Annotated in this window: 20 protein-coding genes; 10 read left to right on the forward strand and 10 right to left on the reverse strand. The window is 50.9% G+C overall.

What is annotated here, in order from left to right; all coding sequences use genetic code 11:
* Positions 1-3: 3 nt before the first annotated feature.
* The 6 genes from glnA (at position 4) to C4F51_RS16950 (ending at position 7,143) form a co-directional block, all read left to right on the forward strand.
* A complete protein-coding gene (glnA, locus tag C4F51_RS16925; protein WP_193911831.1) occupies positions 4-1,404 on the forward strand; it encodes a type I glutamate--ammonia ligase in 1,401 nt (466 codons plus the stop codon).
* A 118-nt stretch (positions 1,405-1,522) separates the two neighbouring features.
* Entirely contained in the window at positions 1,523-2,062 is a 540-nt protein-coding gene (locus C4F51_RS16930) for a DUF4124 domain-containing protein (protein ID WP_193911833.1), read from the forward strand.
* Between the two features lie 381 nt (positions 2,063-2,443).
* Positions 2,444-3,514: a nitrogen regulation protein NR(II) gene (gene glnL, locus C4F51_RS16935; RefSeq protein WP_407926936.1), complete on the forward strand. Its 1,071-nt coding sequence runs from the start codon at positions 2,444-2,446 to the stop codon at positions 3,512-3,514.
* Positions 3,501-4,940 carry a nitrogen regulation protein NR(I) gene (glnG, locus tag C4F51_RS16940; RefSeq protein ID WP_193911837.1) on the forward strand — a complete coding sequence of 480 codons (1,440 nt, stop codon included), beginning with the start codon at positions 3,501-3,503 and terminating at the stop codon, positions 4,938-4,940. The genes glnL and glnG overlap by 14 nt, the downstream gene beginning before the upstream one ends.
* A gap of 320 nt (positions 4,941-5,260) precedes the next feature.
* Positions 5,261-5,866 carry an LPP20 family lipoprotein gene (locus C4F51_RS16945; protein WP_193911840.1) on the forward strand — a complete coding sequence of 202 codons (606 nt, stop codon included), beginning with the start codon at positions 5,261-5,263 and terminating at the stop codon, positions 5,864-5,866.
* A 14-nt stretch (positions 5,867-5,880) separates the two neighbouring features.
* Positions 5,881-7,143 (forward strand): flagellar assembly protein T N-terminal domain-containing protein, encoded by a 1,263-nt coding sequence (locus C4F51_RS16950; RefSeq protein WP_193911841.1) that lies wholly within the window; start codon positions 5,881-5,883, stop codon positions 7,141-7,143.
* A 66-nt stretch (positions 7,144-7,209) separates the two neighbouring features.
* Here the strand turns inward: C4F51_RS16950 and C4F51_RS16955 are convergent, their stop codons facing one another.
* Together C4F51_RS16955 and C4F51_RS16960 are read right to left on the reverse strand one after the other, a co-directional pair.
* Entirely contained in the window at positions 7,210-8,688 is a 1,479-nt protein-coding gene (locus C4F51_RS16955; RefSeq protein ID WP_193911843.1) for a mannitol dehydrogenase family protein, read from the reverse strand.
* A gap of 104 nt (positions 8,689-8,792) precedes the next feature.
* The gene (locus C4F51_RS16960; RefSeq protein WP_193911845.1) at positions 8,793-8,960 is read right to left on the reverse strand and encodes a hypothetical protein; all 168 of its coding nucleotides are present in this window, start codon (positions 8,958-8,960) and stop codon (positions 8,793-8,795) included.
* A gap of 159 nt (positions 8,961-9,119) precedes the next feature.
* Here C4F51_RS16960 and C4F51_RS16965 point away from each other — a divergent pair, with 159 nt between their 5' ends.
* Complete coding sequence (locus tag C4F51_RS16965) at positions 9,120-10,061, forward strand: sugar kinase (protein ID WP_193911847.1); 942 nt, start codon at positions 9,120-9,122, stop codon at positions 10,059-10,061.
* A gap of 74 nt (positions 10,062-10,135) precedes the next feature.
* Here C4F51_RS16965 and C4F51_RS16970 read toward each other — a convergent pair whose 3' ends face one another.
* The 8 genes from C4F51_RS16970 to C4F51_RS17005 all read right to left on the reverse strand — a co-directional run bounded on the left by C4F51_RS16970 (position 10,136) and on the right by C4F51_RS17005 (position 18,674).
* Positions 10,136-10,528: a VOC family protein gene (locus C4F51_RS16970; protein WP_193911849.1), complete on the reverse strand. Its 393-nt coding sequence runs from the start codon at positions 10,526-10,528 to the stop codon at positions 10,136-10,138.
* Positions 10,529-10,668: 140 nt separating this feature from the next.
* On the reverse strand, positions 10,669-11,967 hold the full coding sequence (locus C4F51_RS16975) for a TRAP transporter large permease (RefSeq protein ID WP_193911851.1): 1,299 nt from the start codon (positions 11,965-11,967) through the stop codon (positions 10,669-10,671).
* A gap of 99 nt (positions 11,968-12,066) precedes the next feature.
* Complete coding sequence (locus C4F51_RS16980) at positions 12,067-12,513, reverse strand: TRAP transporter small permease (RefSeq protein ID WP_407926937.1); 447 nt, start codon at positions 12,511-12,513, stop codon at positions 12,067-12,069.
* Positions 12,514-12,597: 84 nt separating this feature from the next.
* A complete protein-coding gene (locus tag C4F51_RS16985) occupies positions 12,598-13,599 on the reverse strand; it encodes a TRAP transporter substrate-binding protein (protein WP_193911855.1) in 1,002 nt (333 codons plus the stop codon).
* 295 nt (positions 13,600-13,894) lie between these two features.
* Positions 13,895-15,298: an NAD(P)(+) transhydrogenase (Re/Si-specific) subunit beta gene (locus C4F51_RS16990; RefSeq protein WP_193911857.1), complete on the reverse strand. Its 1,404-nt coding sequence runs from the start codon at positions 15,296-15,298 to the stop codon at positions 13,895-13,897.
* Between the two features lie 12 nt (positions 15,299-15,310).
* Positions 15,311-15,595 (reverse strand): proton-translocating transhydrogenase family protein, encoded by a 285-nt coding sequence (locus tag C4F51_RS16995; protein ID WP_087466973.1) that lies wholly within the window; start codon positions 15,593-15,595, stop codon positions 15,311-15,313.
* A gap of 13 nt (positions 15,596-15,608) precedes the next feature.
* Entirely contained in the window at positions 15,609-16,757 is a 1,149-nt protein-coding gene (locus tag C4F51_RS17000; protein ID WP_193911858.1) for a Re/Si-specific NAD(P)(+) transhydrogenase subunit alpha, read from the reverse strand.
* Positions 16,758-17,150: 393 nt separating this feature from the next.
* Positions 17,151-18,674: a UxaA family hydrolase gene (locus tag C4F51_RS17005; protein ID WP_193911860.1), complete on the reverse strand. Its 1,524-nt coding sequence runs from the start codon at positions 18,672-18,674 to the stop codon at positions 17,151-17,153.
* A 795-nt stretch (positions 18,675-19,469) separates the two neighbouring features.
* On the opposite strand from C4F51_RS17005, the gene C4F51_RS17010 reads away from it, so the two are divergent.
* From C4F51_RS17010 to C4F51_RS17020, 3 genes are all read left to right on the forward strand, one after another.
* Positions 19,470-20,882 carry a glycoside hydrolase family 28 protein gene (locus tag C4F51_RS17010; RefSeq protein ID WP_193912647.1) on the forward strand — a complete coding sequence of 471 codons (1,413 nt, stop codon included), beginning with the start codon at positions 19,470-19,472 and terminating at the stop codon, positions 20,880-20,882.
* Positions 20,883-21,135: 253 nt separating this feature from the next.
* A complete protein-coding gene (locus C4F51_RS17015; protein ID WP_193911862.1) occupies positions 21,136-23,880 on the forward strand; it encodes a TonB-dependent receptor in 2,745 nt (914 codons plus the stop codon).
* A gap of 242 nt (positions 23,881-24,122) precedes the next feature.
* Positions 24,123-26,642 carry a DUF4861 family protein gene (locus C4F51_RS17020; protein ID WP_407926926.1) on the forward strand — a complete coding sequence of 840 codons (2,520 nt, stop codon included), beginning with the start codon at positions 24,123-24,125 and terminating at the stop codon, positions 26,640-26,642.
* The last annotated feature ends 105 nt before the right edge of the window (positions 26,643-26,747 follow it).

A 26,747-nucleotide genomic window follows, 5' to 3' on the forward strand; every position in this document is an offset into this window, starting at 1 on the left:
TCAATGTCTAAAACTCTGGACCTGATCAAAAAGCACGAAGCGCGCTGGGTTGATCTGCGCTTTACCGATACCAAAGGTAAAGAGCAACACGTTACTTATCCGTCCAACGTAGTTGACGACGATTTCTTCACCGACGGTAAGATGTTCGACGGTTCTTCTATTGGTGGCTGGAAAGGCATTAACGAATCCGACATGATTTTGATGCCGGATGACGCTGCTTCTGTTCTTGATCCGTTCTCTGAAGAAGCCATGATCATCGTGCGTTGTAACGTGGTAGAACCTGCCACCATGCAAGGCTACGACCGCGACCCGCGCTCCATCGGCCTGCGCGCTGAAGAGTACCTGAAGTCTACCGGTCTGGGCGACATCGCTCTGTTTGGCCCGGAGCCGGAATTCTTTATTTTTGACAGCGTCCACTACGCCAGCACCATGGGCGGCGCTTTCTACAAAATCAAATCTGAAGAAGCTGCATGGTCCTCAGGTGATGACGTTGAAGGTAAACACGGCCACTCACCACGCGTAAAAGGCGGTTACTTCCCGGTTCCTCCGGTTGACTCATTGCACGACATCCGTGCTGCCATGTGTAATGCCATGGAAGCTATGGGTCTGGAAATTGAAGTTCACCACCACGAAGTGGCTAACGCCGGTCAGTGTGAAATCGGTGTTGGCGCCAACACCCTGGTTAAAAAAGCGGACGAAGTACAGATTCTGAAGTACTGCGTACACAACGTTGCTCACCAGTACGGTAAAACCGCTACCTTTATGCCGAAGCCACTGATCGGTGATAACGGTTCAGGTATGCACGTTCACCAGTCTTTCTCCAAAGGCGGTGTTAACCAGTTCGCCGGTGACTCCTATGCGGGTCTGAGCGAAATGGCTCTGTTCTACATCGGCGGTATCATCAAGCACGCCCGTTCTCTGAACGCTTTCTGTAACGCTTCTACCAACTCTTACAAGCGTCTGGTTCCAGGCTACGAAGCCCCGGTAATGCTGGCTTACTCTGCTCGCAACCGCTCTGCTTCTATCCGTATTCCTTACGTAACCAGCGCTAAAGCCAAGCGTATTGAAGCCCGCTTCCCGGACCCAACAGCTAACCCGTACCTGTGTTTCGCAGCGCTGCTGATGGCTGGTCTGGACGGTATTCAGAACAAAATCCATCCGGGCGAAGCTTCCAGCAAGGATCTGTACGATCTGGAGCCGGAAGAAGAAGCGTTGATCCCGACTGTTGCCTCAAGCCTGGAACAAGCTCTGGAAGCTCTGGAAGCCGATTACGAATACCTGACCAAAGGCGGCGTATTCAGCAAAGACTTCATTGATGCTTACATCAAGCTGAAAAAGCAGGAAATCGAGCGCATCAACATGACTCCGCACCCGGTAGAATTCGAGCTGTACTACAGCGTGTAATTCGCCCGCACGATCCTTGTGTTGCGATTGTCGAAAAGCCCGACCGGTTATCCGGTCGGGCTTTTTCTTTGGGCAACGAATAAGGTAATCTGCGGTCTCAGCGAGGGAGGAAGACCGTATGCTGCTACGTTATCTGGCTGTTTTCATCGGAGTGTTGGCACTGCCGGCCATGGCCACCGATATCTATAAAACCCGCGACAAGGACGGCAATGTTGTTTATACCGACAAGCCGCTGGCTGGCGACAGCGAGCAGGTGAATCTGCCACCTATCAATAGCCTGTCTTCCGGCAATGCCCCATCCATACCGGAGCGCGTCAAACCACAGCAACCGCAACTGGAGCGCTACGACATCAATGTGCTCAGCCCGCGAGAAAATGTCACTATCCCGCCCGGTCAGCGCGATCTTGCTATCGCGGTTGGCCTGAGCCATTCGCTATCTGAAAATCACTGGATTTTGTATTTCATTAACGATGAGCTGATCGAAGAAACCAAATCGACCAGCATTGTTATTCAGGATATTCCCCGCGGCACCCACCGCATTACCATTGATGTCATCGACAACGATGGCAACATTCTCGGGCAATCCGATGCCCTGGAAGTGAATGTGATTCGCCCCACCGTCAAAAGGAACGCAACGCCGCAACCTTCACCGCGATAAGCGCTTGCACCAAAATTGAGCACACCTATACTCTGGGTGATCTTTTCGGGATAAAAATGCTGCACCATCGCGCCTTCCGAAAGGTCGGCGTGGTTTTGGTGCGTTATTTTTCCCGCTGAACTTTACCTGCCCGCCACATACAACTTCGAATTGACCGTAAAAATGCGGGTCTGACACATCATTGTGCACGCGCCTTTTCAAAATACGGCTTTTTTTGACTTATTTTCTCTCAAAGCTATCGCGACTGGTTTGCTTTTTGCAATGACAACGACAGTAACCCGAGCCTCTCAGCCAAGCTATTGAGATGCTTGTAAAAAATGGCATCCATACGATTCATGTGGCTCAATCTGGCCACTCTGTTCAGAGGACTGACAACCGGTGATTACCCGGGACATTTTCAAACCCATACTCGACAGCCTGAACACCGCGATTGTTCTGGTTGATAGCAACCTGTTGTTGCACTACATGAATCCGGCGGCGGAAGTGCTTCTGTCCGTCAGCTTTGACCGTAGTGCCGGCGAGCCTATTACCCATTTTTTTCATGAAGCAACGGAAACGGTAAAACAGCTCAAGCAGGCAGTGATTCAGAGCAATCACTACACCAAGCGCCATACCGAATGGCAATTGCTGAGCGGCGGCCACATTACCGTGGACTATACGGTGACGCCGTTTGGTGAAAAGGAAGGGTTGATTCTGGAGATCCAGCCCATCAATCGCTTGCTGCGCATCAGCCGCGAAGAGATGCTCAACACCTCCCATGAAACCACCCGCAATCTGGTACGCGGCATGGCTCATGAGATTAAAAATCCGCTCGGCGGTATTCGCGGCGCGGCGCAATTGCTGGCGCGCGAACTGCCCGACAGCGGCTTGCAGGAATACACCAACATCATCATTGATGAAGCCGACCGCCTGCGTAACCTGGTTGACCGGATGTTGGGGCCAAACCAGTTACCGCGCCACAACCAGCTGAATATTCACGAAGTGCTGGAACGGGTTGCAACCATTATTCATGCCGAAAGCAAAGACGCTATTACGCTGATTCGCGATTACGATCCGAGCATTCCCAACATCCTCGGCGACAAGGAATTGCTGATTCAGGCACTGCTGAACATTGTGCGCAATGCCATGCAATCGCTACTGGAATCTTCAACACCCAAGGGTGTTATTCGTTTGAAAACCCGCATCCAGCGGCAATTCACCATCGGCAGAAAACACTACCCGCTGGTGTGCCGTATTGATGTGCTGGATAACGGCCCGGGCATTCCCGCGCGGATGATTGAAAATATTTTTTACCCGATGATTTCCGGCCGCGCCGAAGGCACCGGCCTCGGGCTGACCATCTCACAGCACCTGATTCACCAGCACAACGGCCTGATCGAATGCCAGAGTGAGCCGGGGCAAACCCGTTTTACCCTTTACCTACCTATGGACAAATCTCATGCAGAAATCTAATCAGGTATGGATCATCGATGATGATCGTTCAATTCGCTGGGTATTGGAAAAAGCATTGCAGCAGGCGCACATTGACACGCGCGTATTCGATTCCGGAGACAGCGCGCTAAAACAAATGGAGCGCGAAACCCCCGACGCGATTATCAGCGATATTCGTATGCCGGGTATGGACGGGCTGGAATTGCTGGCCACCCTGCATGCCAACCAACCGCGCATCCCCATCATCATCATGACCGCCCACTCGGATCTCGACAGCGCCGTAGCGGCCTATCAGGGTGGTGCTTTTGAATATTTGCCCAAACCTTTCGATGTTGACGACGCCGTAGCCGTTACCCAGCGTGCGCTGGCACACGCCGAAGAACAGCGTCGCGACCACCGCAAGGAAGCAACGCTTGAGCTGAACACCGAAATCATTGGTGAAGCACCGGCCATGCAGGAAGTTTTTCGGGCAATTGGTCGGCTGTCGCAATCCAATATTACAGTGCTGATCAACGGCCAGTCCGGTACCGGTAAAGAGCTGGTAGCCCGCGCCCTGCATCGCCATAGCCCGCGCCGCAACCATCCGTTCATTGCATTGAACATGGCAGCAATTCCGAAAGATTTGATGGAATCGGAATTGTTCGGTCATGAAAAAGGAGCATTCACCGGCGCCGCTTCACAACGCCAGGGTCGCTTTGAACAAGCCAACGGCGGCTCATTATTTCTCGATGAGATCGGCGATATGCCCGCCGACACCCAAACCCGTTTGTTGCGCGTATTGGCAGACGGCGAATTTTATCGCGTAGGCGGACACACCCCGGTAAAAGTGGATGTGCGCATTATTGCCGCAACGCACCAGAACCTTGAAACCCTGGTAGCAGAAAACCGCTTCCGGGAAGATTTGTTTCACCGCCTGAATGTTATTCGTATCCACATTCCAAAACTGGCCAATCGCCGCGAAGACATTCCAAAACTGGCGCGCTTCTTCCTGCACAAAGCGGCTACCGAATTAAACGTTGACCCGAAAGTATTGTTGCCGGAAACCGAAGAGTTTTTCTGTTCACTGCAATGGCCAGGCAACGTTCGCCAGCTGGAAAATACCTGTCGCTGGATCACCGTGATGGCCTCCGGTCGCGAAGTGCATATTGAAGATCTGCCACCGGAATTGCTTGATCACAAGGAAGAAAACACCTCAGCCGGCGATTGGGAAAAAGCCCTGCGCCATTGGGCAGACCAGGCACTGGCACGCGGCCATCATCAGTTACTCAGCGAAGCGGTTCCCACCTTTGAGCGCGCATTGATTGAAACCGCGCTCAAATACACCGCAGGCAGAAAGCGCGACGCGGCCAATCTCCTCGGCTGGGGGCGCAATACGCTGACCCGCAAATTGAAAGATTTGGGCATGGCCGGCGGAGATAACGACAATGATCCGGATAGCGACGACTGATTGGTTAAATTTCGCGCTTGCCGGAGCCATCTCATCCCAAGCAACATCCACATCTCTTCAAGCCTCTCTGCCGCAACCAAGGCAGAGAGGCCTCCGCTACAAGATCTTTTCTCAACTTTTAAGTAACTTATAAGCCACCAATGCAGACAGCGGCGGCTTCGCTCTCGTGCGATTTAAATAACTTTGGGCACAGCTCCCGAAACAGAATCATTTTTAAATTCTATATAAGAATAAATTTAAACAACTTATAATTATTTCAGAGCTAAACATTTATAAGAAATGCCGATAAAGGATATGTATTCATTAAAGGAAATATTGGTATGAAAAACTCTCTGCTGCGTGCGACATTTCTCGTCGCATTATCGGTATTTGTCGTGACTTCAAGCGGTTGCGGAATCATCAAATGTAAGTTGTGCCCCCAGCCAGATGATGGTTACGGATCAAGCAACCAATCAGCCACGACATGGCAGCAAATGTCCGGCGCAGAGCCGGTAACTATCTCTGTGACCGGTTATGGCGCTCCCGATGATCGAATTAAAAACAGACCACAACAAATACTGATGGCACTGAGAGCATCCGAAGTGGACGCTTACAGAACTCTGGCGGAAAGAGTAAGAGGTGTACAAATATCGGCCACCACCAAAGTATCCGACTTCATAACCGATTATGATCATTTGCGCGCGGTTGTTGACACCTATATACAGCGAGCCAGAGTGAGCTCCCAGGGCGTAACCAATCAGGGATATTATGAAACCACACTGTCCTTGACGTTGGACCAACATTTCTTCCAGACTTTTTTTGTAGAGCAAAACCCGGGAACGGCATCCTACTACCGCACTAATGACGGGATTGGTGTAAGCACGTTATCTACCTCTGCCTCCCACTACGATACCCACAGTCGCCAAAGCTGGGCCCGGCCCAGATAAGTTTGCATAAAGTAATGAAATACGCATTACAGATTGCCGCCTGCCTGGCCATGTTACTAGGCAATTGGAGCTACGCCTCGGGAACCACGATTACCGCCGAGGGCCGCAGCTCTATTGGCCAGGATACTCAGGCCGCCCGGCAACAGGCTATTGAGGACGCAATCCGAAATGCGCTCATTAAAGCCGGTGGCCAGGTCGATAGTACTACGGACATTAATAACGGTATGTTAATTAATGATCGAATCCGTTTACGAGTATCCGGACGGGTGAGCAATGTCGAAGTCCTCGATGAACATCAGCGCGATGGTGTTTATGTAGTAAATATTCGAGCGCTGGTCGTTGAGGGATACGATTGTCGTTCCCAACAAAGCAATCACTACAACAGAGATGTATTGATTACCGGCTTCCCCCGAGAAAAGCCGCAATCCTCGCAGGTAGGACAACTGCACAACATTGACACCGATTTTTCGACAGAAATCGCACGACGTCTTTACCCTGCCCATCAGGTTCTTATACAGGATGAACCTTCTCTGTCGCTGACAAGCCGTACCCGGTATGCAAGCCCTAGTGTTCAGGCATCCGAAGCAGTGAAAAGCCTGGCCAGTAAATATCAGGTGCAAATGGTGATTGCCGGTTCCATCGTGGATCTGTCCATGCTCTACCCGGAAGATTACGCCCGTCAGACTCAGGCCAGCAAAACCATCCGAAAAATTGGCAATCTGTTCGCCGGTAAAGACTCCAACAAGCTGGCAACGGATGTGCGTGCGAGACATTTTGCCTTGCGACTGGTTGTTTATGATGGCATATCCGGCTCGCCTATTTTTGATAAGGACTACGCGGATATTGGTATATGGGATGCCCGATTTACGGAAATTACCGGTTTCGGTAGCCCACGTTTTTGGCAAACGGCTTACGGCAGAAAGGTCAGCGAAGTAATTAACGAGGCTGTTAATGATGCCGGGAAAAAGATCAATTGCCAGCCATTTATGGTTACCGCAAGGCTACACGGTCAGGCACCTGGTAACCGGGTATATATTTTCGCAGGAGCCAATCATGGTGTAAAAATCGGCGATGCTTTTGATATCAATCACCGAAGCGGAACACAGTTTCCCGGCTTGAACACCACCGCAGACACTTGGCCCTATCCTGTCGAATACAGAAGCATGCATACAGAAAAAACGCATCTGACGATTACCGAGGTTTACCCTGGTTATAGCATTGGAACATCTACCGCTCCGTTAATGAATGGACAACACTACATTGCGGTATCCTGGTAATTTCACATCAAAAAGCGTGAAAATAAAAACGGCGACCAATGGTCGCCGTTTTTTGCTACGGGGTACTTATGCAAAGCTGGTTTTGATGCTTGCCAATACGCCTTTGTCGTAGAAGGAAGTTAACCAGCTGGTTACACCGTCGATAAAGCGTTGTTCATTGATCAGGTCTGTACCGAACACCTGCGACAAAGACACAACAGCTTTTACCGTCGCAGCCGGATTGCCAGCATTGGCATCAGTAATTTCGCGCAGTTTCGCAGCCAGAGGATCGGACACTTCAATCGCATTGCCTTTTTCATCGACACCGGAAACATAGCGAATCCAGGCAGCGACGGCGAGGCAGATAATCTCGATGTTGCCGTTACCACGCAATTGCTCACGCAGTGTTTCCAGCAAACGTTGCGGCAACTTCTGGGAACCGTCCATAGCGATTTGCCAGGTGCGGTGCTTGAGTGCTTTGTTGAAGAAACGATCGCGCAATTGGCGCTTGTAAAACTCGATATCAAATCCGGCAGGCGCGGTAACGGTTTCACCGGCTTCTCTGGCCATGTACAAGGTAATCATGTTAACGAAAGCCGGTTCGGCCATCACTTCGCTGATGTAATCGAAACCGGACAGGTAACCGGTGTAGGCCAGCGTAGAGTGCGCACCGTTTAACAAACGCAGTTTGATTTTTTCAAACACGCGCACGTCATCAACCAGCTGCGCGCCCACTTCTTCCCAACGCGGACGGTCATTATCAACAAACTTGTCTTCAATAACCCATTGAGAGAAAGGTTCGGCAACCACCATACCTTCATCGCGCAAACCCAGGCGCGCTTCAATTTCTGCACGGTCGCTATCGGTGGTTGCCGGCACGATGCGGTCAATCATGGTGGCCGGGAAACGCGCATTGCTGCGAATCCAGGTGGCGAGTTCCGGCGCTACGCGCTCGGCAAATTGCAGAGTCACTTTTTCCAGAACCAGACCGTTATCCGGCAGGTTGTCGCAACTCATCACGGTGAAGCTTTTGTGGCCTTGCTCGAAACGCAGTTTCAAGGCCGCAACCAGATAGCCAATCGCCGATTTTGGTTGGTTAAGGTTTGCCAGGTCGTGAACGATATCCGGATGCTGTACGTTCAAATTACCGGTAGCCGGGTCGTGGCAATAACCTTTTTCGGTAATGGTCAGAGAAATAATTTTAATACCGGGGTCGGCCATCAAGGCGATCAATGCAGAAGGGTTTTCCGGCCCTACCAACGTGCCAACTACAGCGCCGATCAATTGCAAGTTTTCGCCTTCACCGGAACGCTCAACCAGCGTATACAAATTATCCTGTGGGGCCAGTTGTTCACGCACGGTGGGCGAGCGCAGGCTGCAACCAACAATACCCCAATCACCGCCAAATTTATTCAGCACAGCTTCGGTGTACCAGGCCTGGTGGGCGCGATGGAATGCACCTATGCCGAGGTGGACAATACCGGGCTTTAATTGCTGACGGTCGTAGGCGGGCAAGGCGACATCGCCTGGCAATTGGGACAAGGTTTTCGAGTTCAGCCTGTTCATGTAATAAGTCCTGCTGGTTGATAAGGTACGATCTGCCGTTATTCATGGCATCGTCGGGTATTACGGTTGTCATCTATGAATTGTTGTCATCTCTCTCGGCGAAATTATACCCGTGCGGGCTTCTGCCAGACCAGTAAAAAGGCACCTTTTACCGAGCTATTACCGGTGGAGTCTGGCGAGTCCGGCTTTTTTACTCGCGTCACCGGCGCGGCAGTGGAAAAATAAACAGCCGGTTTTTCAGAGGCTGGCGCCAATAAAGCAAAGCGCAACACTGTTTCAACCGGATGGATGCCACTTCGCTGGAAAAATAACCGCCTGAATGGTATATTTTTGCCCGGTTTCCATGGCAAATTGCCATCGCCTCCCAAACAAAAATTACAAGTTACTGATACAAAACAATCAACCAACGGATCTATCCCAGGCACTCTTTTATGGCACATATAGCAGCAATCGGTGAAGTGATGGTGGAGCTCTCCCCATTTCCCGTCAACGACGCCAACGGGCGCGACGTCATGGCATTGTCTTTTGCCGGTGATACTTACAATACTTCTGTCTATATGGCGCGCCTCGGCTTGCAAACAGATTATGTTACGCAATTGGGCGATGACCCTTACTCGGCGCGCATTCTGGATGCCATGAAGGCTGAAAATATCAGCACCGGTTTTATCAAACAATTGCCAGGCCGCTCACCGGGTCTTTACATCATCCGCAATACGCCGGATGGTGAGCGTGAATTTTTCTACTGGCGTAAAGAAGCGCCCGCTCGTGAATTGTTTTCCAACCCGGACACCACCCGCGAACTGACAGAAAAACTCAGCAAGGTTAATTGCGTTTACCTGAGCGGTATTACGCTGGCCATTATTGGCGAAGAAGGCCGCAAGGCACTGTTGCAAGTATTGCCACAACTGCGTGAAAAAGGTGTGCAGATTGCCTTTGACAGTAATTTCCGCCCGAGACTCTGGGCAGACCGTCAGCAAGCACAACAAGCCATGCGCGACATTCTGCAATTTACCGATATCGCGCTGCTGACGCTGGACGATGAAGATTTACTGTGGGGCGACGACAGTGTTGAAGGTTGCATTGAGCGCTATAAAGATGTGGCCATTAAAGAACTGGTATTAAAGCGCGGCGCCAGTGACACGATTATTATTCAGCAAGGCCAGCAAACCCGCGTGCCGGTACCACCCGTGAGCAATATCGTCGATACCACCGGTGCAGGCGATACTTTCAATGCCGGTTATCTGGCGGGCCGTTTGAATGGATTGTCACCGGTAGACGCCGCCAAACAAGGTACTCGTTGTGCTGCCGCGGTCATCCGTCATCGCGGCGGTGTTATTGATAAAGCCGTTTTTCACAAGGAAATTCAGGGCTGATTATTGAGGGGCGTTATTTAACCCGCCCCATATTTCAACACCCATAAAAAAGCCGCACTTGTGCGGCTTTTTTATTAGCGACTTTGCAACATGGGATGCGCACGCTTGCAAAACTGCAACGAAAATCCCCAGGGGTCGCGCAACATCACCAAATGCGTTCCATCATCCAGTTTCACTTCTTCCGCAAAAGTCGCGCCCACCTTTTCAAGATCAGCACGGGTTTGCTCCGGGTTTTCACACACAAACGCCAGATGCAGCAACAAAGGATTCATGGATGCATAATCAGGCACCTGATCTACCGGATTGCAGTAAATCTCGACCATCACCTGACCGCTGTTGTCCGCTAAAAAATGGGTGAGCGCACCCGCTTCCTGCTTTCTCACTACCGTCATACCGAGATTGGCAACATACCAGGCAGCAACCGCAACCGGATCAGCAACATTAAATGCAAAATGTTCAATTTTCATTGAGATACCTCTTTAAAATCCGACGCCCGGTTAAAATCCGATGCCCGGAGAACCGGCAAACACGACCGACGAGTTCAGAAAAACAAAATGCCGACCCTGAGGCCGGCATTGGTGCCTGTTCGTCAGCACACAAAAAATTATCAATAAAGCCCGAAGTAACGCGGCAGGAATTCACTGATGGCCGGAATATAAGTTACCAGCATCAATACCACGAACATCGCGAAGTACATCGGCAACAAAGGCTTAACCATTTGCTGGATGGTCGTTTTCGCAACCGAACAACCTACGAACAAAATAGCGCCCACTGGCGGAGTACACAGACTGATCGACAGGTTCAGGATCAGAATCATACCAAAATGCAGCGGCGACATGCCCATCTCGGTCACCACCGGCAGGAAGATCGGCGTGAAGATCAGTACCGCCGGAGTCATATCCATAAACAGACCCACCAGCAATACGATCAGGTTGATGGTCATCATAATGACATAAGGATTATCACTAAGACCAACAAGCCCCTGGCTGATGGCTTGCGGGATGTTTTCATAAGACAGCATCCAGGACATTGCGGTAGAGGTGCCGATCAGCAACATTACGATTGCTGTTGTTTCAACTGACTTGACCAGAATGCCGGGTAAATCGCGAAGGGAAACTGCGCGATATACCACCATGGAAAGGAACATGGAATAGAGCACCGCAATAACGCTCGCCTCGGTTGCGGTAAAGAAACCGCCGATGATACCGCCAATAATGACAACGACGAGCAGCAAGCTTGGAATAGCATCCAGAGTCTTTTTCACCCCATCACGGAAGCCAACAGCTTCACCGGCCGGGAAACCTTTTACCTTGGCATAAATGCCCACAACAACCATCAGTGCAAACAGCGTCAGGAAACCTGGCAAATAACCACCAACGAACAAGGCAGCAATTGATACGCCACCACTGGCAAGAGAGTAAACAATCAGAATATTACTCGGCGGTAATAACATACCGGCCGCAGAAGCCGTTACCGTTAACGCACCGCTGAAATTTTTGTCGTAGCCTTCTTTTGCCATGGTCGGCAACATAAAACTACCGATCGCGGAGGTACACGCTACCGCTGAACCGGAAATAGAACCGAACAACGCACAACTGATGACGTTTACGAACGCAAGACCACCCGGTACACGCCCCAGCAACACTTTGGCGAACTCAATCAAACGGTAAGCAATACCGCCGCGGCCCATTAACAAACCGGACAGAATAAAGAAAGGAATTGCCAGCAAGGCGAAACTGTTGATGCCACCGGCCATCCGCTGTGCCATGGTAATAGCAGCGGGGCCGAAGTCGATGGTGAGCAACATGGTCAGTAAGGTTGCAAAACCGATACTGATAGAGATGGGAACATTTATGGCCATGAGCAGAAAGAAACTGCCCAATAAAACAATGAGAGATAATGCCATGTTTTTTGCCTCAATTATTGAGTCATTAACTCGCCCGAAAGCGGCTATGTGTTAATTTTTATCTGTCGTATGACTGCTGCACAAATTTCTTATGACTGATCAGTCATCACCGTCCGTTTTGATAGTGATATCAATACCGTTCAACGATTTATAAACGTTGATCAAGGCATAGATGCAAATCAAAACCCCGCTGATAGGAATAACACTGTAGACATAACCGATTTTAATTTGCAGCGCCGCTGACAACTGGCCGAGATTGAGCACCAGCGCAACCAGTTGCGCACCGCCATACACCATCACCAGCGCGGCAAAAATAAACACAAACGAATTGGCGACTACCGCAGTACGCAACTTGATGGGCAGCGGCAGATTGGAGGTAAACAAATCAAGGCCAAGGTGGGCGCCACGACGAAAGGCGTAAGCAGCACCGAGAATGCCAATCCAGATTAACTGGAATCTCGCCAGCTCTTCAGTAAATGAACTCGGGGAGCTTAATACGAAACGGCTCAGCACCTGCCAGGTCACACCGACGACCATGGACGCCATAATAAAGGCAAGAAACCAGGCGAACCATTTATCCGTGACAGCCAGGGTTTTATCGATTGAGTTGAGCATCATCTTCTCCGTCACTTATTGCATCGACATAATGTTTTGCATCAATTCATAAACCGGCTCGCCGCGATAGGATTCATGCATACCTTTCACCTGCTCTATAAATGCCGCTTTATCCGGATAGATGACTTCTACGCCCGCTGCTTTTACCGCCGCCAATGCTTCATTGGTGGAAATTTCCCAAAGCTCGCGCTGATGATCAACCGACTCATCCACCGCCTGCTGCAACCAGGCTTGCTGTTGCGGATTGAGGTTATTCCAGATGTGGCTGCTGATCAGCAGAACGTCCGGTACATAGGTATGTTCGTCGAGGGTGTAATACTTGCTAACTTCAAAATGCTTGGAGAGGAAGAAGCTGGGCGGATTGTTTTCAGCACCATCAACCACACCCTGGGACAGCGCGGTGTACAACTCACCCCATGAAATGGGAGTAGGTGCACCACCCAGCGAACTGACCATGCGCATGGAGGTCTGGCTTTCCTGAACGCGAATTTTCAAACCGGAAAGATCTGCAGGTTTGTGAATCGGGCGGTTCACGGTATAAAAGCTGCGGCTACCGGCATCGTAATAGCCGAGGCCTCTCAGCCGGACATGATCACCGGCCTGCAACATACTGCGCCCGATATCGCTTTCCAAAACACGCCAGAAATGCTCCTGGTCGCGAAAGATGTAAGGAATGCTGAATACCTTCATCTGCGGCACGAAACCTTCCAGCGGGCTGGCCGATACTTTGGTCATCGCCAGACTGCCAATTTGTAACAATTCCAGCAGTTCACGCTCGGTTCCCAACTGGCCGCTGGGATAAACGTTAACGTCCATGGTACCACCGGACAATTCATGCAAACGCACGCCCATAAAAACCATTGCCTTGTGTACCGCATGGCTTTGGTCAAGGTCATGAGCAAGTTTGAGAACCTGGACATCTTGCTGTTTTGAACAACCGACAGCGGCCATCAAAAACAGGGATGCGAGCGCTACGCGCCCCAGAGAAAAAAAGCGGCAGGATATGGTGCTTTTCATAATAAAACTCTCACTGCTACCTCAAGCAAAAAAACCGGTTTTGCGTTTCGGATATTCAGGTTATAAAAAGCCGATAGCATTCGTAATTTTTTTACTTAACAGCATTGTGGGTTGATATTCTGGTTATTTTTGCGCGGTCATCATACACGCCACCATCCCTGCACTCAACACTGAGTGGCCCGCGGCCGGTGAAAATAAAATAATCTTCGCCGTATGTTGCTGATCTTGCAAAACACTACGTCCTTATAAAAATATCCCGGCCGACACCAACGTCGACCGGGATATTTTCAAACCATCAATCCAGATTTCTGACGATGGTTTCTACCATTTTCTTCGCGTCACCAAATAACATCATGGTGTTGTCTTTGTAGAACAATTCATTTTGCACCCCGGCATAGCCGGAAGCCATACTGCGCTTCACAAATAGTACGGTTCGCGCTTTTTCCACATCCAGAATAGGCATGCCGAAGATAGGGCTGGTCGGGTCGGTTTTCGCCGCCGGGTTGGTGACATCGTTGGCGCCAATAACGAAAGCCACATCCGCCGTCTGGAATTCATTATTAATGTCTTCCAGCTCAAACACTTCGTCGTAAGGCACATTGGCTTCAGCCAACAATACGTTCATATGGCCCGGCATACGCCCCGCTACCGGGTGAATAGCATAGCTGACTTTTACACCGGCTTTTTTCAACTCGTCACACATTTCGCGCAAGGCATGCTGCGCCTGCGCAACCGCCATACCATAACCGGGAACAATAATGACCGAACCGGCATTTTTCATAATAAAAGCCGCATCTTCGGCACTGCCCTGCTTGACCGGACGATCATCAACCGCGCCCGAAGCACTGGCAGCCGCATCGCCGCCAAAACCGCCGAGAATAACGTTGAAGAAAGAGCGGTTCATCCCCTTGCACATAATGTAGGAAAGAATGGCACCGGACGAACCGACCAGCGCACCGGTAACAATAAGCGCGTTGTTATGCAACGTGAAACCAATACCCGCCGCAGCCCAACCGGAGTAGGAGTTCAGCATCGACACCACTACCGGCATATCGGCACCGCCAATAGGAATAATCAACAGCACACCGATAACAAACGCCAGTGCGGTCATAGTCCAGAAAACCCAGGGCGACTGATCAAAACAGAAGTAGGCAACAAACCCGACGATAACGGCACCGATCAGCGCATTAAGAAAATGCTGCCCGCCAAATTTAACCGGCGCACCGGACACCAGCCCCTGCAATTTGGTGAAGGCGATAATAGAGCCGGAAAAGGTAATCGCACCGATCACCACACCCAGCCCCATCTCAATACGGCTGGCAATAAAAATTTCGCCGGACGCATCCAGTAAACCAAACGCTGCCGGATTACTGAACGCAGCACCAGCCACCAGCACCGCCGCCAGGCCAACCAGGCTGTGAAACGCAGCGACCAGCTGCGGCATTGCTGTCATGGCGATACGGCGAGCAGTGACCACACCGATCACCGCACCGATGGCCAGCGCCAGCAAAATCCAGCCGTAGGATTCTACTTGCGGACTGAGGATGGTAGTCACCACCGCAATCAGCATACCGGCCATACCGAAGTAATTTCCGGCGCGGGAAGACTCCGGAGACGAAAGACCGCGCAACGCCATAATAAAGAGCACAGCGGCAACAAGATAAGCAAACGCTGTCAGGTTTTCATTGAGTTCTGTCATGGTGGTCCCCGATTATTTTTTCTTTTTATACATGGCAAGCATGCGATGGGTAACAGTAAAACCGCCGAAGATATTGATCGCCGCCAGCACCATGGCGCCAAAGCCAAGCACCTTGGAAAGACTCATTTCAGCAGGCCCCACAGCAATCAGGGCACCTACAATAATGACCGAGGAAATGGCATTGGTTACTGCCATCAAGGGCGTATGCAACGCCGGCGTTACACTCCAGACCACGTAATAACCGACAAAGATGGCCAGAACAAAAATGGACAACTGGGAAATAAAATTCGCTTCCATAAATCCTCCGCTGTTATGACTGAAAGTTGGGATGAACAATCTGTCCATCGCGCGTCAAGGTAGATGCCGCCACAATTTCATCCTGCCAATTCACAGCAAGTTGGCGGGTTTCGGCATTGAATAACGGAGTGAAATAATTCAGCACATTTTTTGCGTAAAGCGCACTGGCATCGGCTGACAAACGACTCGGCACATTGTAGTAGCCGATAATGCTGACACCGTTGATCTCAACCACTTCACCAGGACGGGTCAGCGTGCAATTACCGCCCTGCTCTGCCGCCAGATCAACAATGACTGAGCCGGGGCGCATGCTATACACCATCTCGTCGTTGATCAGCGTGGGCGCCTTGCGACCGGGAATTAACGCGGTACAAATGGCGATGTCCTGTTTCTTTAAAGTTTCGGCCACCAATTCGGCCTGGCGACGCTTGTAGTCGTCGCTCATTTCCCGCGCATAACCACCGGCCGTTTCGGCATTGGCAACCTCATCACTTTCGACCATGACAAATTTGCCGCCCAGGCTTTCTACCTGCTCGCGGGACGCAGCGCGCACATCGGTTGCAGACACAATCGCACCCAGACGTTTCGCCGTTGCAATGGCCTGCAAACCGGCAACACCGGCGCCCAGCACCATCACGCGCGCCGGCGCGATAGTGCCGGCAGCCGTCATCATCATCGGCATCGCGCGATCAAAAACATTCACAGCTTCCAGTACAGCACGATAGCCGGCGAGGTTACTTTGCGAGCTGAGCACATCCATACTTTGCGCGCGGGTAATACGTGGCACAAATTCGAGGGAGATGGCGGTGATACCCGCCTCGGCATACTGGCGCAGCGCATCGGGGTTGGCGTAGGGCGATAAAATGGCAATCAATAATGTGCCCGGCTTGAATAAGGAGAGTTCATTTTCTCCCTCTTCACCGGCAAGGATGGGACGTTGCACTTTAAGTACCACGTCAGCGTCGGCCAGCAAGGCCGCAGGGCTATCTACAATAGTCGCACCAGCCGCCTGATAAGCAGCGTCAGGAATTCTGCTGGCTTCGCCTGCGCCGCGTTCCACGGCAACCTCTATCCCCATAGCAATGAATTTTTTAACCGTGTCGGGCGTTGCCGCCACACGACGCTCATGTGCGCGCCGCTCTACCGGTATGGCAATTTTCATGAAGCACTCCCTTTTATTAGTTCGCCGTGTATTACCCCGAAAGCAATGCCCGAACAAACTGCTCGGGCATTGACAGGGCAATCAGCGTTTATCGTCATGGCAATGGGATCAAAAAACACATCCGATCGCCAAACAGGGTTCGAGCGTTTGATCGTATTTTTTGTCTGATGCTGCTGGTTGATCGGCTGAACTTCGAGGTTCAGCTCGCTCTCTCACCGTCGGTCTTGCAAAGAAACAGGGTATTGGTTGATACCCGATATTGATTTCCAGGTGATCGGCAACGGCTGATATCTCTCACAACATCAACCGCTACAAGTCGGAAACCGGAACACTATCGCCACCCGCGGATTATTCGACTTATCCGCTTCGGGGGCGATACGAATCTTCTAACAATTAAACAACTGCACCGATTTTCCACGGCGTAAATTCATTATCGCCGTAACCGAGCAATTCGCTTTTGGTTTTCTCTCCGGAAGCGACTGCAAGTACCGCAGCAAAAATTTGCTCGCCACTTTGTTGCAGGGAATACTCGCCATCAAGAATGCCGCCGCAGTTCAGGTCGATATCTTCCTTCATGCGCTCAAACAACGGGGTATTACTGGAAAGCTTCATGCAAGGCACCGGTTTGCCACCAAAGGCTGAACCACGACCGGTGGTAAAGCACATAATGTTGGCTCCGGAGGCAACCTGGCCGGTGGCAGACACCGGATCAAAGCCCGGGCTGTCCATAAATACCAGCCCTTTTGCGGTGATCTCTTCGCCGTACCAGAAAGTACCGTTAAGACGGGTTGAACCACTTTTGGCTTGCGCACCCAGGGACTTTTCCATGATGGTGGTCAGGCCGCCCGCCTTGTTACCAGGCGATGGGTTGTTGTTCAGCTCAAAACCGTTACGGGCAGTATAGTCGTCCCACCACTTGATGCAATCGAGCAGTTTTTCAGCAACGTCCGGCGTAGAAGCGCGCTGGGTCAACAAATGCTCGGCACCAAAAATTTCCGGTGTTTCGGACAAAATGACGGTACCGCCATGGCGCACCAGAATGTCCGCTGCAATACCCAGAGCCGGGTTGGCGGTAATACCGGAGAAGGCATCCGAACCACCACACTGCATCGCCAGTACCAGCTCACTGGCCGGCACGGTTTCACGCTCACAGGCATTTACCAGCGGCAGCATTTCACGCACCGCGGCGATACCTTTTTCAATAGACAAGCGGGTACCGCCGGAATCCTGAATGTTGTAAGCGCGGAAGGTTTTGCTATCACTCAGACCACTTTCCTGCATAACGCGGGCGATCTGCATGGTTTCGCAACCCAGGCCAATCATCAACACGCCACCAAAGTTGGGCTGACGGGCATAGCCATTGAAGGTACGACGCAACACTTCATAGCCAACACCTTCAGAACGCATGCCGCAGCCAGTCTCGTGGGTGCAGGCAAATACGCCATCAATGTTCGGGTACTGCTCCAGCTCACCCGACCAGGTGAAATGGTTGGCAATAGCTTTGGCTACGGTGGCCGAGCAGTTAACCGTGGTCAAAATGCCCAGATAGTTACGGGTTCCCACTTTGCCGTTGGCACGACGGTAACCTTTAAAGGTGGCCTGCTGCTCGGGTGATACATAATCGGTGGGCACGGCGTTACGGCAAAAACCGTAGTCACGCTCGAACTCCTCACCCATTTCGCAGTTCTGGACATGGACATGGTCGCCGGCAGCAATATCCTTGCTGGCAAAACCGATGACCTGGCCGTATTTGACAATGGCTTCGCCCTTGGGGATGGCCACCAGAGCCACCTTGTGCATGGCCGGAATGGCATTGCGCAAGGTTAAATTGTTCTCGATTAAAGTGATGCCTTCCGGAAGTGCAGCCTTGCACACACCCACGTTGTCACTTTCATGTAAGTGAATAATGCTGCTCACGATTGCTACCTGATAGGGTTGTCCAATCAACCGGTTGTTGATCGGGATACCTGAAAATTCTGATGATTTTTTTGATTGGATGACGTTGGCTGATAAAAAACAGGCGCCTTGCGGCGCCTAAAATATCGGCAATGGTATTCGGTCAATACCGATTTAAATCTACCATCGAATCAAATTGCATCGCAATAACGTACGCCAGGGTGCAGTTGCACCTATTTCCTATTAACAACAACCAACCGGCTTGTTAGCGCTGTCAAAATGCACAAATTCCCGCTAATTGAAATCACCTGTAACCTCAAAAACGGAAACTGTAGGAGCAACCTTTTTGCAAAATAAATTCAACTTTTTTGTAAATTTTTCCAAACAAATCGAAAAAAAAGGAAAATAGCGCAAAATGAAACCGGTTTCAACACAAAATATAATTACATGTAACCGTTTTCAGGCGAAAAACCGGGACGTAGAAACTAATAAATAACGTCAAAGTAGAATTTTTACACTACAAAAGTATTGCAATTCCTGGCAGCCGAATTCACAATCGCCTCACGGTGCATATCAGAGATTATTTATCCTGAGACCCGAACAGGAACCCTTGAAGCTACTGCTGTGATCCGGCAGTCAAAACAAAAGGAAGATCAAGGGGGAATACAGGTGATATGCCAGTCCGGAGATCCTGGACAAAAAACATAACGACTCGAATTTTTCAGGCACGCTGTTTATGACACAGCGGCGAAACCAAACAAAAAAAGAGAGAGACAGGTGAGAGAAGATCTAACCAAGATCAGTCGTCGTGGTTTTATGGCTATCACCGCCGGTGCTGCTGCAGGCTGCGCACTTCCTGATCAAAATCAACCTGGTGCCGCCCGGGCCGCTGATGATGCACATCATCAAGCCTGGGAGATGGCATCGACCATTCGCAAGCAAACCATCGTTCCTGTATTCCCGGACAAAAGCTTTCCTATCACCGACTTCGGTGCCGTTGCTGACGGCAAAACCGACGCCAGCGACGCTTTTGCCAAAGCTATTGCTGCCTGCCACAACGCAGGCGGCGGCAAGGTTATCGTGCCGGCCGGTCGTTTTCTCACCGGTCCGATTCACTTGAAATCCAATGTGAATCTGCACCTGCATGACGATGCGCATATTCTGTTCATTACCGACCCCAAAGCCTACCTGCCACCCGTGTTGACCCGCTGGGAAGGTGTTGAATTGATGGGCTACTCGCCCTTGATTTATGCCCACGGCGAGAAAAATATCGCGGTTACTGGCAAAGGCAAGCTGGACGGTCAGGGCGACCGTCAAACCTGGTGGCCCTGGAAAGGCGGCCGCTGGCAGGGTGGCACCGATTGGAGCGTAGATGGCGTCCCTACTCAGGACGACGGCCGCGACAAGCTGTTTGCCGATGCTGAAAACGGCGTTCCGGTAGAGCAACGTATTTACGCCGAAGGCGCCTATTTGCGCCCGCCGTTCTTCCAGCCCTACTCCTGTGAAAACGTGCTGATTGAAGACGTTACTATCACCGGCGCACCTTTCTGGCTGATCAACCCGGTACTGTGTCAGAGCGTAACCGTACGTCGTGTTACTTGTGCCAGCCTTGGCCCCAACTCTGACGGTTGCGATCCTGAATCTTGCAAGAACGTTATTATTGAAGACTGTTTCTTTGATACCGGTGATGACTGCATCGCGATCAAATCCGGCCGTAACGCCGATGGTCGCCGCCTGAACGTCCCGGCAGAAAACATTGTGATCAGCGGCTGCAAGATGCGCACCGGTCATGGTGGCGTAGTAATCGGCAGCGAAATTTCCGGTGGCGCACGCAATATTTTTGTTGAGAATTGCGAGTTCAACAGCCCGAAATTGTTACGCGGTATTCGCTTCAAAACCAACTCGATTCGCGGCGGCCTGATTGAAAATATCTACTACCGCAATATTGAAATTGGTGAAGTACAAAACGCGCTGGTTATCGACTTCCATTACGAAGAAGGTGACGCCGGCAAGTTTGACCCGATCGTACGCAACATTGAAATTCGCGATCTTATTTGCCACAAAGCAAAACGCGTGTTTCAGGTACGCGGCTTCGAGCGTGCACCCATTAAAAATCTTCGCCTGATCAACGCTACGTTTGAATCAGTTGAAGAAGTGGGCGACCTGGAGCACGTTGATAATTTTGAAGCTAAAAACGTAACTATCGCAGGAAAACCTTTCAGCGTTTAAAAAGCCGGAAATACTCTCTCCCTCTCGATGTTTTTGCAGGAAACGTTGATGAGGGAGAAATTTTAATAAATGGAACTTTATCAAAGATTTTCTCAAGGCCAGCTCTGGCGTACTCGTCCAATACTACAAGATCGAGTCACCTTGATTACACCACTCTCTGGCCTTGATATCAGAATTGTTTGCACTTTTCCCACTACCGGAAAAAGTCTGACATAGAGTGTGTTTTATCAAAAAATAATACAGGGGAAAGATAATGAAAACGTTTAAGATCAACCCGCTGGTGCTCGCCGTAGCCATGGCGCTGCCCTCAGCAGCAATGGCACAAAACTCCCAGGATGGCACGGTAGAAGAAATTCTTGTTACCGGCAGTTACCGTGCAAGCCTGGCAACCGCATTGGATACCAAACGTTCCGCCGCCAATGCTGTTGACTCAATCAAAGCAGAAGACATCGCCGACTTCCCGGACAACAACCTCGCAGAATCCTTGCAGCGTCTGCCAGGTGTAGCGATCAGCCGTTCCGGTGGTGAAGGTAAAGGTATTTCTGTTCGTGGTCTCGGTCCGGACTACACCCGTGTTCGCATTAACGGTATTGAAGCAATCTCCACCACTGGTGGTACAGACGCCGTTGGCGGTACCAACCGTGGTCGTGGTTTTGACTTCAACACCTTCTCATCCGATCTTTTCTCAAGCCTGACCGTTAACAAAACAGCCATGGCTTCTATTGAAGAAGGTTCACTCGGTGCAACAGTTGACCTGAAAAGTGCGCAGCCGTTTGATTACAACGACTTTGTACTGACCGCGTCTGCTCAGGGTGGCTACAACGATTCATCCGAAGAAGTAGATCCATCTGCTTCATTCCTGATCAGCAACGTATTTGCTGACGGCACTTTGGGTGCGCTGTTCTCCGTGTCCTACTCCGAGCGTACTGTACGTGACGAAGGCTCTTCCACTGTTCGTTGGGACGATGCATCCAACCAGCGTTTTGGCAGCCTGAACGGCAATGCGATTGACGCAACTCACGAAGCCAATACCGCCTTCCGTCCGCGTATCCCACGTTACGATTCTTTCAACCATGACATCTCCCGTCTCGGTGCCAGCACCTCTTTCCAGTGGCGTCCAACCGACGTTACCGAAGTGAGCCTGGACGTGCTTTATGCAAAACATGAAGCCAACCGTCAGGAAGTTTTCATGGAAGCTTCCTTGAATGGTACGCACAACAACAACGTTAACATCAATGATTACGCCATTCAGGGTAACTCTTTGGCGTACGCCGATTTGTCCAACGTGCGTTTGCTGGCTGAAAACCGTTACGACGAAATGGAGACCGAGTTCCATCAGGCTACCATCAACGTTAAACACGATTTCTCTGACAAGCTGAAAGGCTCTTTCACTATCGGTACCGTGAAATCCGAATACGACAACCCGCTGCAAAACACCGCGATTACCCGTGCTGATGGCCAGAACTTCAGCTACGATTTCCGCGATGGCAAGAAAGGTGATTTCGTATTTGGCAGCGGCGCTTATGAAGGCAGCTCCTGGTACCTGACCGAAATGCGTCAGCGTCCACAAGGTTCTACCAACGAATTCAACAACGTATTGTTCGACCTTGAGTACGCCATTAACGACGTGCTGACTGTTAAAGGTGGCCTGAACTACAAGAAGTTTGAGTTCTCTACCTTCGAACAACGTCTGAAGTCTGAAGCGGCTCCGGCTGGCGCTAACAACGTAACCGTTGGTGGCTCTACTATTGCACGCATCGACCCGCAATACCTGTTCAACTACAACTCCGGTCTGGGTAGTGGTGGTGCATGGTTGATTCCAAACCGTGGCGCTATTGCCAGCGATTTCTCCATTTTTGATCGCGGCTACAACTTCCACAACCCGAACACCTTCAATTCTGAAGAAGAAACCACCGGTGGTTTTGTTCAGTTGGATTTCGATACTACCTTTGGCGACACCCCGATCCGCGGTAACATCGGTCTGCGTCATTACTCTACAGAGCAGTCCACTTCCGGCTGGCTGGCTGGCCAGCAAATCTGGGTAGACCACAAGTACGACGACATTCTGCCGTCTGCCAACTTGTCTATCGAACCTATCGAGAACGTCATCATCCGTATGGCTTACTCTGAAGGTATCGCTCGTGCCGGTCTGGGTTCAATCAAGGCGGATACTTCTGTCAGCGTGGCAGGTTCCAACCTGAGCGTAAGCGGTAGCAACCCGTTCCTTGAGCCGACCAAAGCCAAAAGTTATGACGTCGGCATAGAGTTGTATTTCGACAACGAAAGTGCTCTGGCCATGACCTTGTTCCGTAAGGATCTGGACAGCCAGGTACAAACTTACCGTACCACCAAGCCTTTCCAGGAAATCATCTCCGGCTACTCACCTTCCGAGCAAGCGGTGCTGACCAACCTGGCAAATACCCAGTGTGATGCGCAAATTGCAATCGGCAACGTTTCTGCGGCTGACTGTAACACCAACGCTGTGTGGAACTACTCTGTTCCGTTGAATGCACCCGGTGGTGATCTGTACGGTTTCGAAATCAGCTACCAGACTCCATTCACCTTCCTGCCAGGTTTCCTGAGCAACTTCGGTTTCATCGGCTCCTTCACTTACGTGAAAGGTGAAATCCAGTATCTGGATGGCGACGGTAACGTAGAGCTGGTAAGCGACCTGGAGAACATGTCTATCAATACCTCCAGTGCAACCCTGTACTACGAGCAAGACAAGTTCAACGCTCGTGTGTCCATGGCTGACCGTAGCGGTTACATCACCAACGCCCGCGGCAGAAACAACAACTCTGCTGAAGGTACTCGCGGTACTATCAACGTTGACGCCTCTGCCGGCTATCAGCTCAATGACAACTGGAAGGTAACTTTCGAAGCATTGAACCTGACCGACGAAGCGGATGATCAGTGGGTAGATAGCAACGACGGTCGTCTGTCGTACTATCACAAAACCGGTCGTCAGTACTACCTGGGCGTTCAATACAAGTATTAATACCGCTTGTATTACCGCTTGCATGACAGGGATGCCGGGTTCCGGCATCCCTGTTTGCACAAACGGGGTTATGATTATCAAGCGATGTGCTATTTCCACAATGGCGACGATAACAACAGGTTTTCGCTATTTTCGAAATATCATGTAGCCATGAATTTACCAGGGATGTCTCTGCACATTTCCCGGCTTGTAAAAGAGGTTTGAGTAATAACATTCCTGTTCAATAACATCTCATAACAAAGGTGATTCCATTGAAACTGAAACAATTTGCCTCCGTTACCGGTAGTTTGTCCGGCGGCATCCTGCTGGCGCTCCTTGCCGGTTGTGACTCCGGAAAAACAAACTCCGCACCCGCCGCCGTTACCGAACAACCGGCGTCATCCACTGCTGCATCCATCCAGGTTGTTGCCAACATTCAGGTTTCCAACCCGTCTGATTTTGAACGCACGCAAGAGCCGCTGTATTTCTCCTTTTACGATCTTGGTGTTGACCCGGGCAAACTGGCCACCGACGATTTGCTGGCGAAAACTGGCGGTCGTGTGTTGCCTTCGCAGCTGATTGATAAAGATGCCGACGGCGCGCCCGATGGCATTTTAATTTCGACCGAATTCGCCGCCGGTGAAACCCATCAGCTGACGCTGGAAGTTGACGCCAATGCAACCCGCCCCAATGTAATCAAACAAACCCAGGCTGAAGTTTCCCAAAAAGTGGGTGGCGAATGGCAGGACAAGAAATACATTGGCGGCACTTTTGAAAATGTGCAAACGCTGACTACCCCGCCGCAGTACACCGACCATTCCGAATATATTCGCTACGAAGGCCCGGGCATCGAGTCCGATAAAGTGGCCTACCGTTTTTATATGGACTGGCGCAACGGCTTTGATATTTTCGGTAAAAAAATTCCGGACATGGTGCTGCAAAACGTGGGACAGGACGGCTACAAGTCCTACCACGAAGATGCCGACTGGGGTCTCGATATTCTTAAAGCAGCCAAATCATTAGGTATTGGCAGCTTCGGTTTCTGGAATGGTAAAAATACCGAACTGGTTTCCGATGTACGCGAGCGCACGGCAACTATCGTTAACAATGGCGATTTGTATTCCGCCTTGACCATTGACTACGCCGACTGGAAAGTGAATGATCAGACCCTCGACGTAAAAGCACACCTGGCAATGAACGCTGGCAGCCGCCTGGTGCACACCCGCATCACCCTGTCGGAAGATTTACCCAACCTGGCGATCGGTTTTGTTAAACAACCGGACACCAAAATTTTCCACGGCCCGGAAGAAATCAGCGGCTATGCGTGGACCTATGTGGCCAGCTGGGGCAAACAAAGCCTGAGCGGCCCGGATAGCAACCTCGGTTTGGCAGTTATTTTCCGCAAGCAGTATCGCAGAGAACAAACCGAAGATGATTACAGCCATGTGTCAGTCATGAGCACTGCCGGCAAGGAAATTGAATATTACTTCCTGGCGGCATGGGACGGCGAACACAACGGTATTAAAACCGAAGAAGAGTTTGTTGCTTATCTGGATTCAGAAATCAAACGTCTGACCTTCACTCCACGTGTTCGTCTTGACACGGCTTTGGATGATGAGCAAAAACAATTCCCGATCACCGCTGAAAGCGCCCTGAAGTGGAGCCAGCGTCTGGCTGATTCCGAACTGGAGCGTAAAGCACTGGATTACCATGCTGACGGCTGGGACCTTAACCGTCGCCGTGTGCCCAACTTTGAATACGACATTATCGGCTTGCAGCCATTGGCGTTTGATGAGTTGGCCAAAGTGATTCCGGACGATAAATACCAGCAAGTTATTCATAAAGTAACTGGCAGCTTCATTAAAGACGACGGCGGCATTCGCGGTTACAAGATCGAAAATTACAACATCGATGCCATCAAACCTGGCCGCGCGGTACTGCGTTTGTATCAGCACACCGGTGAAGAAAAATACCGCAAAGCAGCAGACCTGCTGAACAAACAATTGCAGCAGCACCCGCGCACCAGCGAAGGCGCCTTCTGGCACAAGCAGTCTTATCCGCATCAGGTATGGCTGGATGGCGTTTACATGGGCATGCCGTTCCTTGCTGAATACTCCTCGCTGTTTGAAGAAGGCAAGCATTTGGACGAAGCGGTAAAAGAATTCAAACTGGTTCATGAAAGACTGCGCGATAGCAAAACCGGCCTTTACTACCACGCGTGGGATGAATCCCGCCAAATGAACTGGGCGGATGACGAAACCGGTTTGTCATCTTTCTTCTGGGGTCGCGGTTTGGGCTGGTTGGCCATGGCGCTGGTGGATGTTCTCGATTACATTCCGGAAGACAATACCGAACTGCGTCAACCGCTGCTGGATATGATTACCGAACTGGGTAATGACCTGAAAACCTTCCAGGACACTACCGGTACTTGGTTCCAGATCATGGATCAACCGGAGCGTATTGGTAACTACCGTGAGTCCAGCGCTTCGGCCATGTTTACCTACTTCTATGCCAAGGCCATCAACAAGGGTTACCTGCCAGATTCCTACAAGGAAACTGCGGTTAAAGCGTACGAAGGTCTGATCAATGAATTCGTTACTGTGCATCAGGATGGCTTGATCAGCATGACCAACCAGTGCCTGGTTGCCGGCCTCGGATTTGGCCGTGACGGCAGTTACGATTACTATATGAGCGAGCGCATTTTTGAAAATGACCCGAAAGGCAATGGCCCTTTCATCCTCGCAGGTATTGAAGTTCACAAACTGCTAAAAAATCATCCGTGATCGTTGTGCGGGCAGGATATGATTCTGCTCACTGAAATACTCTGCGGTACCCGGGAGCTCCCCGGGTACCGTTTTCTTTTATGCAATATCAGGTAACACTGCAGG

The sequence above is a fragment of the Cellvibrio polysaccharolyticus genome (genome assembly GCF_015182315.1).
Taxonomy (GTDB): Bacteria; Pseudomonadota; Gammaproteobacteria; order Pseudomonadales; family Cellvibrionaceae; genus Cellvibrio; species Cellvibrio polysaccharolyticus.

Bases quoted from the DNA above. Each gene is read 5' to 3' on its own strand.
- glnA (WP_193911831.1), top strand. From the start codon at position 4: ATGTCTAAAACTCTGGACCTGATCAAAAAGCACGAAGCGCGCTGGGTT.
- C4F51_RS16930 (WP_193911833.1), top strand. From the start codon at position 1,523: ATGCTGCTACGTTATCTGGCTGTTTTCATCGGAGTGTTGGCACTGCCG.
- glnG (WP_193911837.1), top strand. From the start codon at position 3,501: ATGCAGAAATCTAATCAGGTATGGATCATCGATGATGATCGTTCAATT.
- C4F51_RS16945 (WP_193911840.1), top strand. From the start codon at position 5,261: ATGAAAAACTCTCTGCTGCGTGCGACATTTCTCGTCGCATTATCGGTA.
- C4F51_RS16950 (WP_193911841.1), top strand. From the start codon at position 5,881: ATGAAATACGCATTACAGATTGCCGCCTGCCTGGCCATGTTACTAGGC.
- C4F51_RS16955 (WP_193911843.1), bottom strand. From the start codon at position 8,688: ATGAACAGGCTGAACTCGAAAACCTTGTCCCAATTGCCAGGCGATGTC.
- C4F51_RS16965 (WP_193911847.1), top strand. From the start codon at position 9,120: ATGGCACATATAGCAGCAATCGGTGAAGTGATGGTGGAGCTCTCCCCA.
- C4F51_RS16970 (WP_193911849.1), bottom strand. From the start codon at position 10,528: ATGAAAATTGAACATTTTGCATTTAATGTTGCTGATCCGGTTGCGGTT.
- C4F51_RS16975 (WP_193911851.1), bottom strand. From the start codon at position 11,967: ATGGCATTATCTCTCATTGTTTTATTGGGCAGTTTCTTTCTGCTCATG.
- C4F51_RS16980 (WP_407926937.1), bottom strand. From the start codon at position 12,513: ATGGCGTCCATGGTCGTCGGTGTGACCTGGCAGGTGCTGAGCCGTTTC.
- C4F51_RS16985 (WP_193911855.1), bottom strand. From the start codon at position 13,599: ATGAAAAGCACCATATCCTGCCGCTTTTTTTCTCTGGGGCGCGTAGCG.
- C4F51_RS16990 (WP_193911857.1), bottom strand. From the start codon at position 15,298: ATGACAGAACTCAATGAAAACCTGACAGCGTTTGCTTATCTTGTTGCC.
- C4F51_RS16995 (WP_087466973.1), bottom strand. From the start codon at position 15,595: ATGGAAGCGAATTTTATTTCCCAGTTGTCCATTTTTGTTCTGGCCATC.
- C4F51_RS17000 (WP_193911858.1), bottom strand. From the start codon at position 16,757: ATGAAAATTGCCATACCGGTAGAGCGGCGCGCACATGAGCGTCGTGTG.
- C4F51_RS17010 (WP_193912647.1), top strand. From the start codon at position 19,470: ATGGCTATCACCGCCGGTGCTGCTGCAGGCTGCGCACTTCCTGATCAA.
- C4F51_RS17015 (WP_193911862.1), top strand. From the start codon at position 21,136: ATGAAAACGTTTAAGATCAACCCGCTGGTGCTCGCCGTAGCCATGGCG.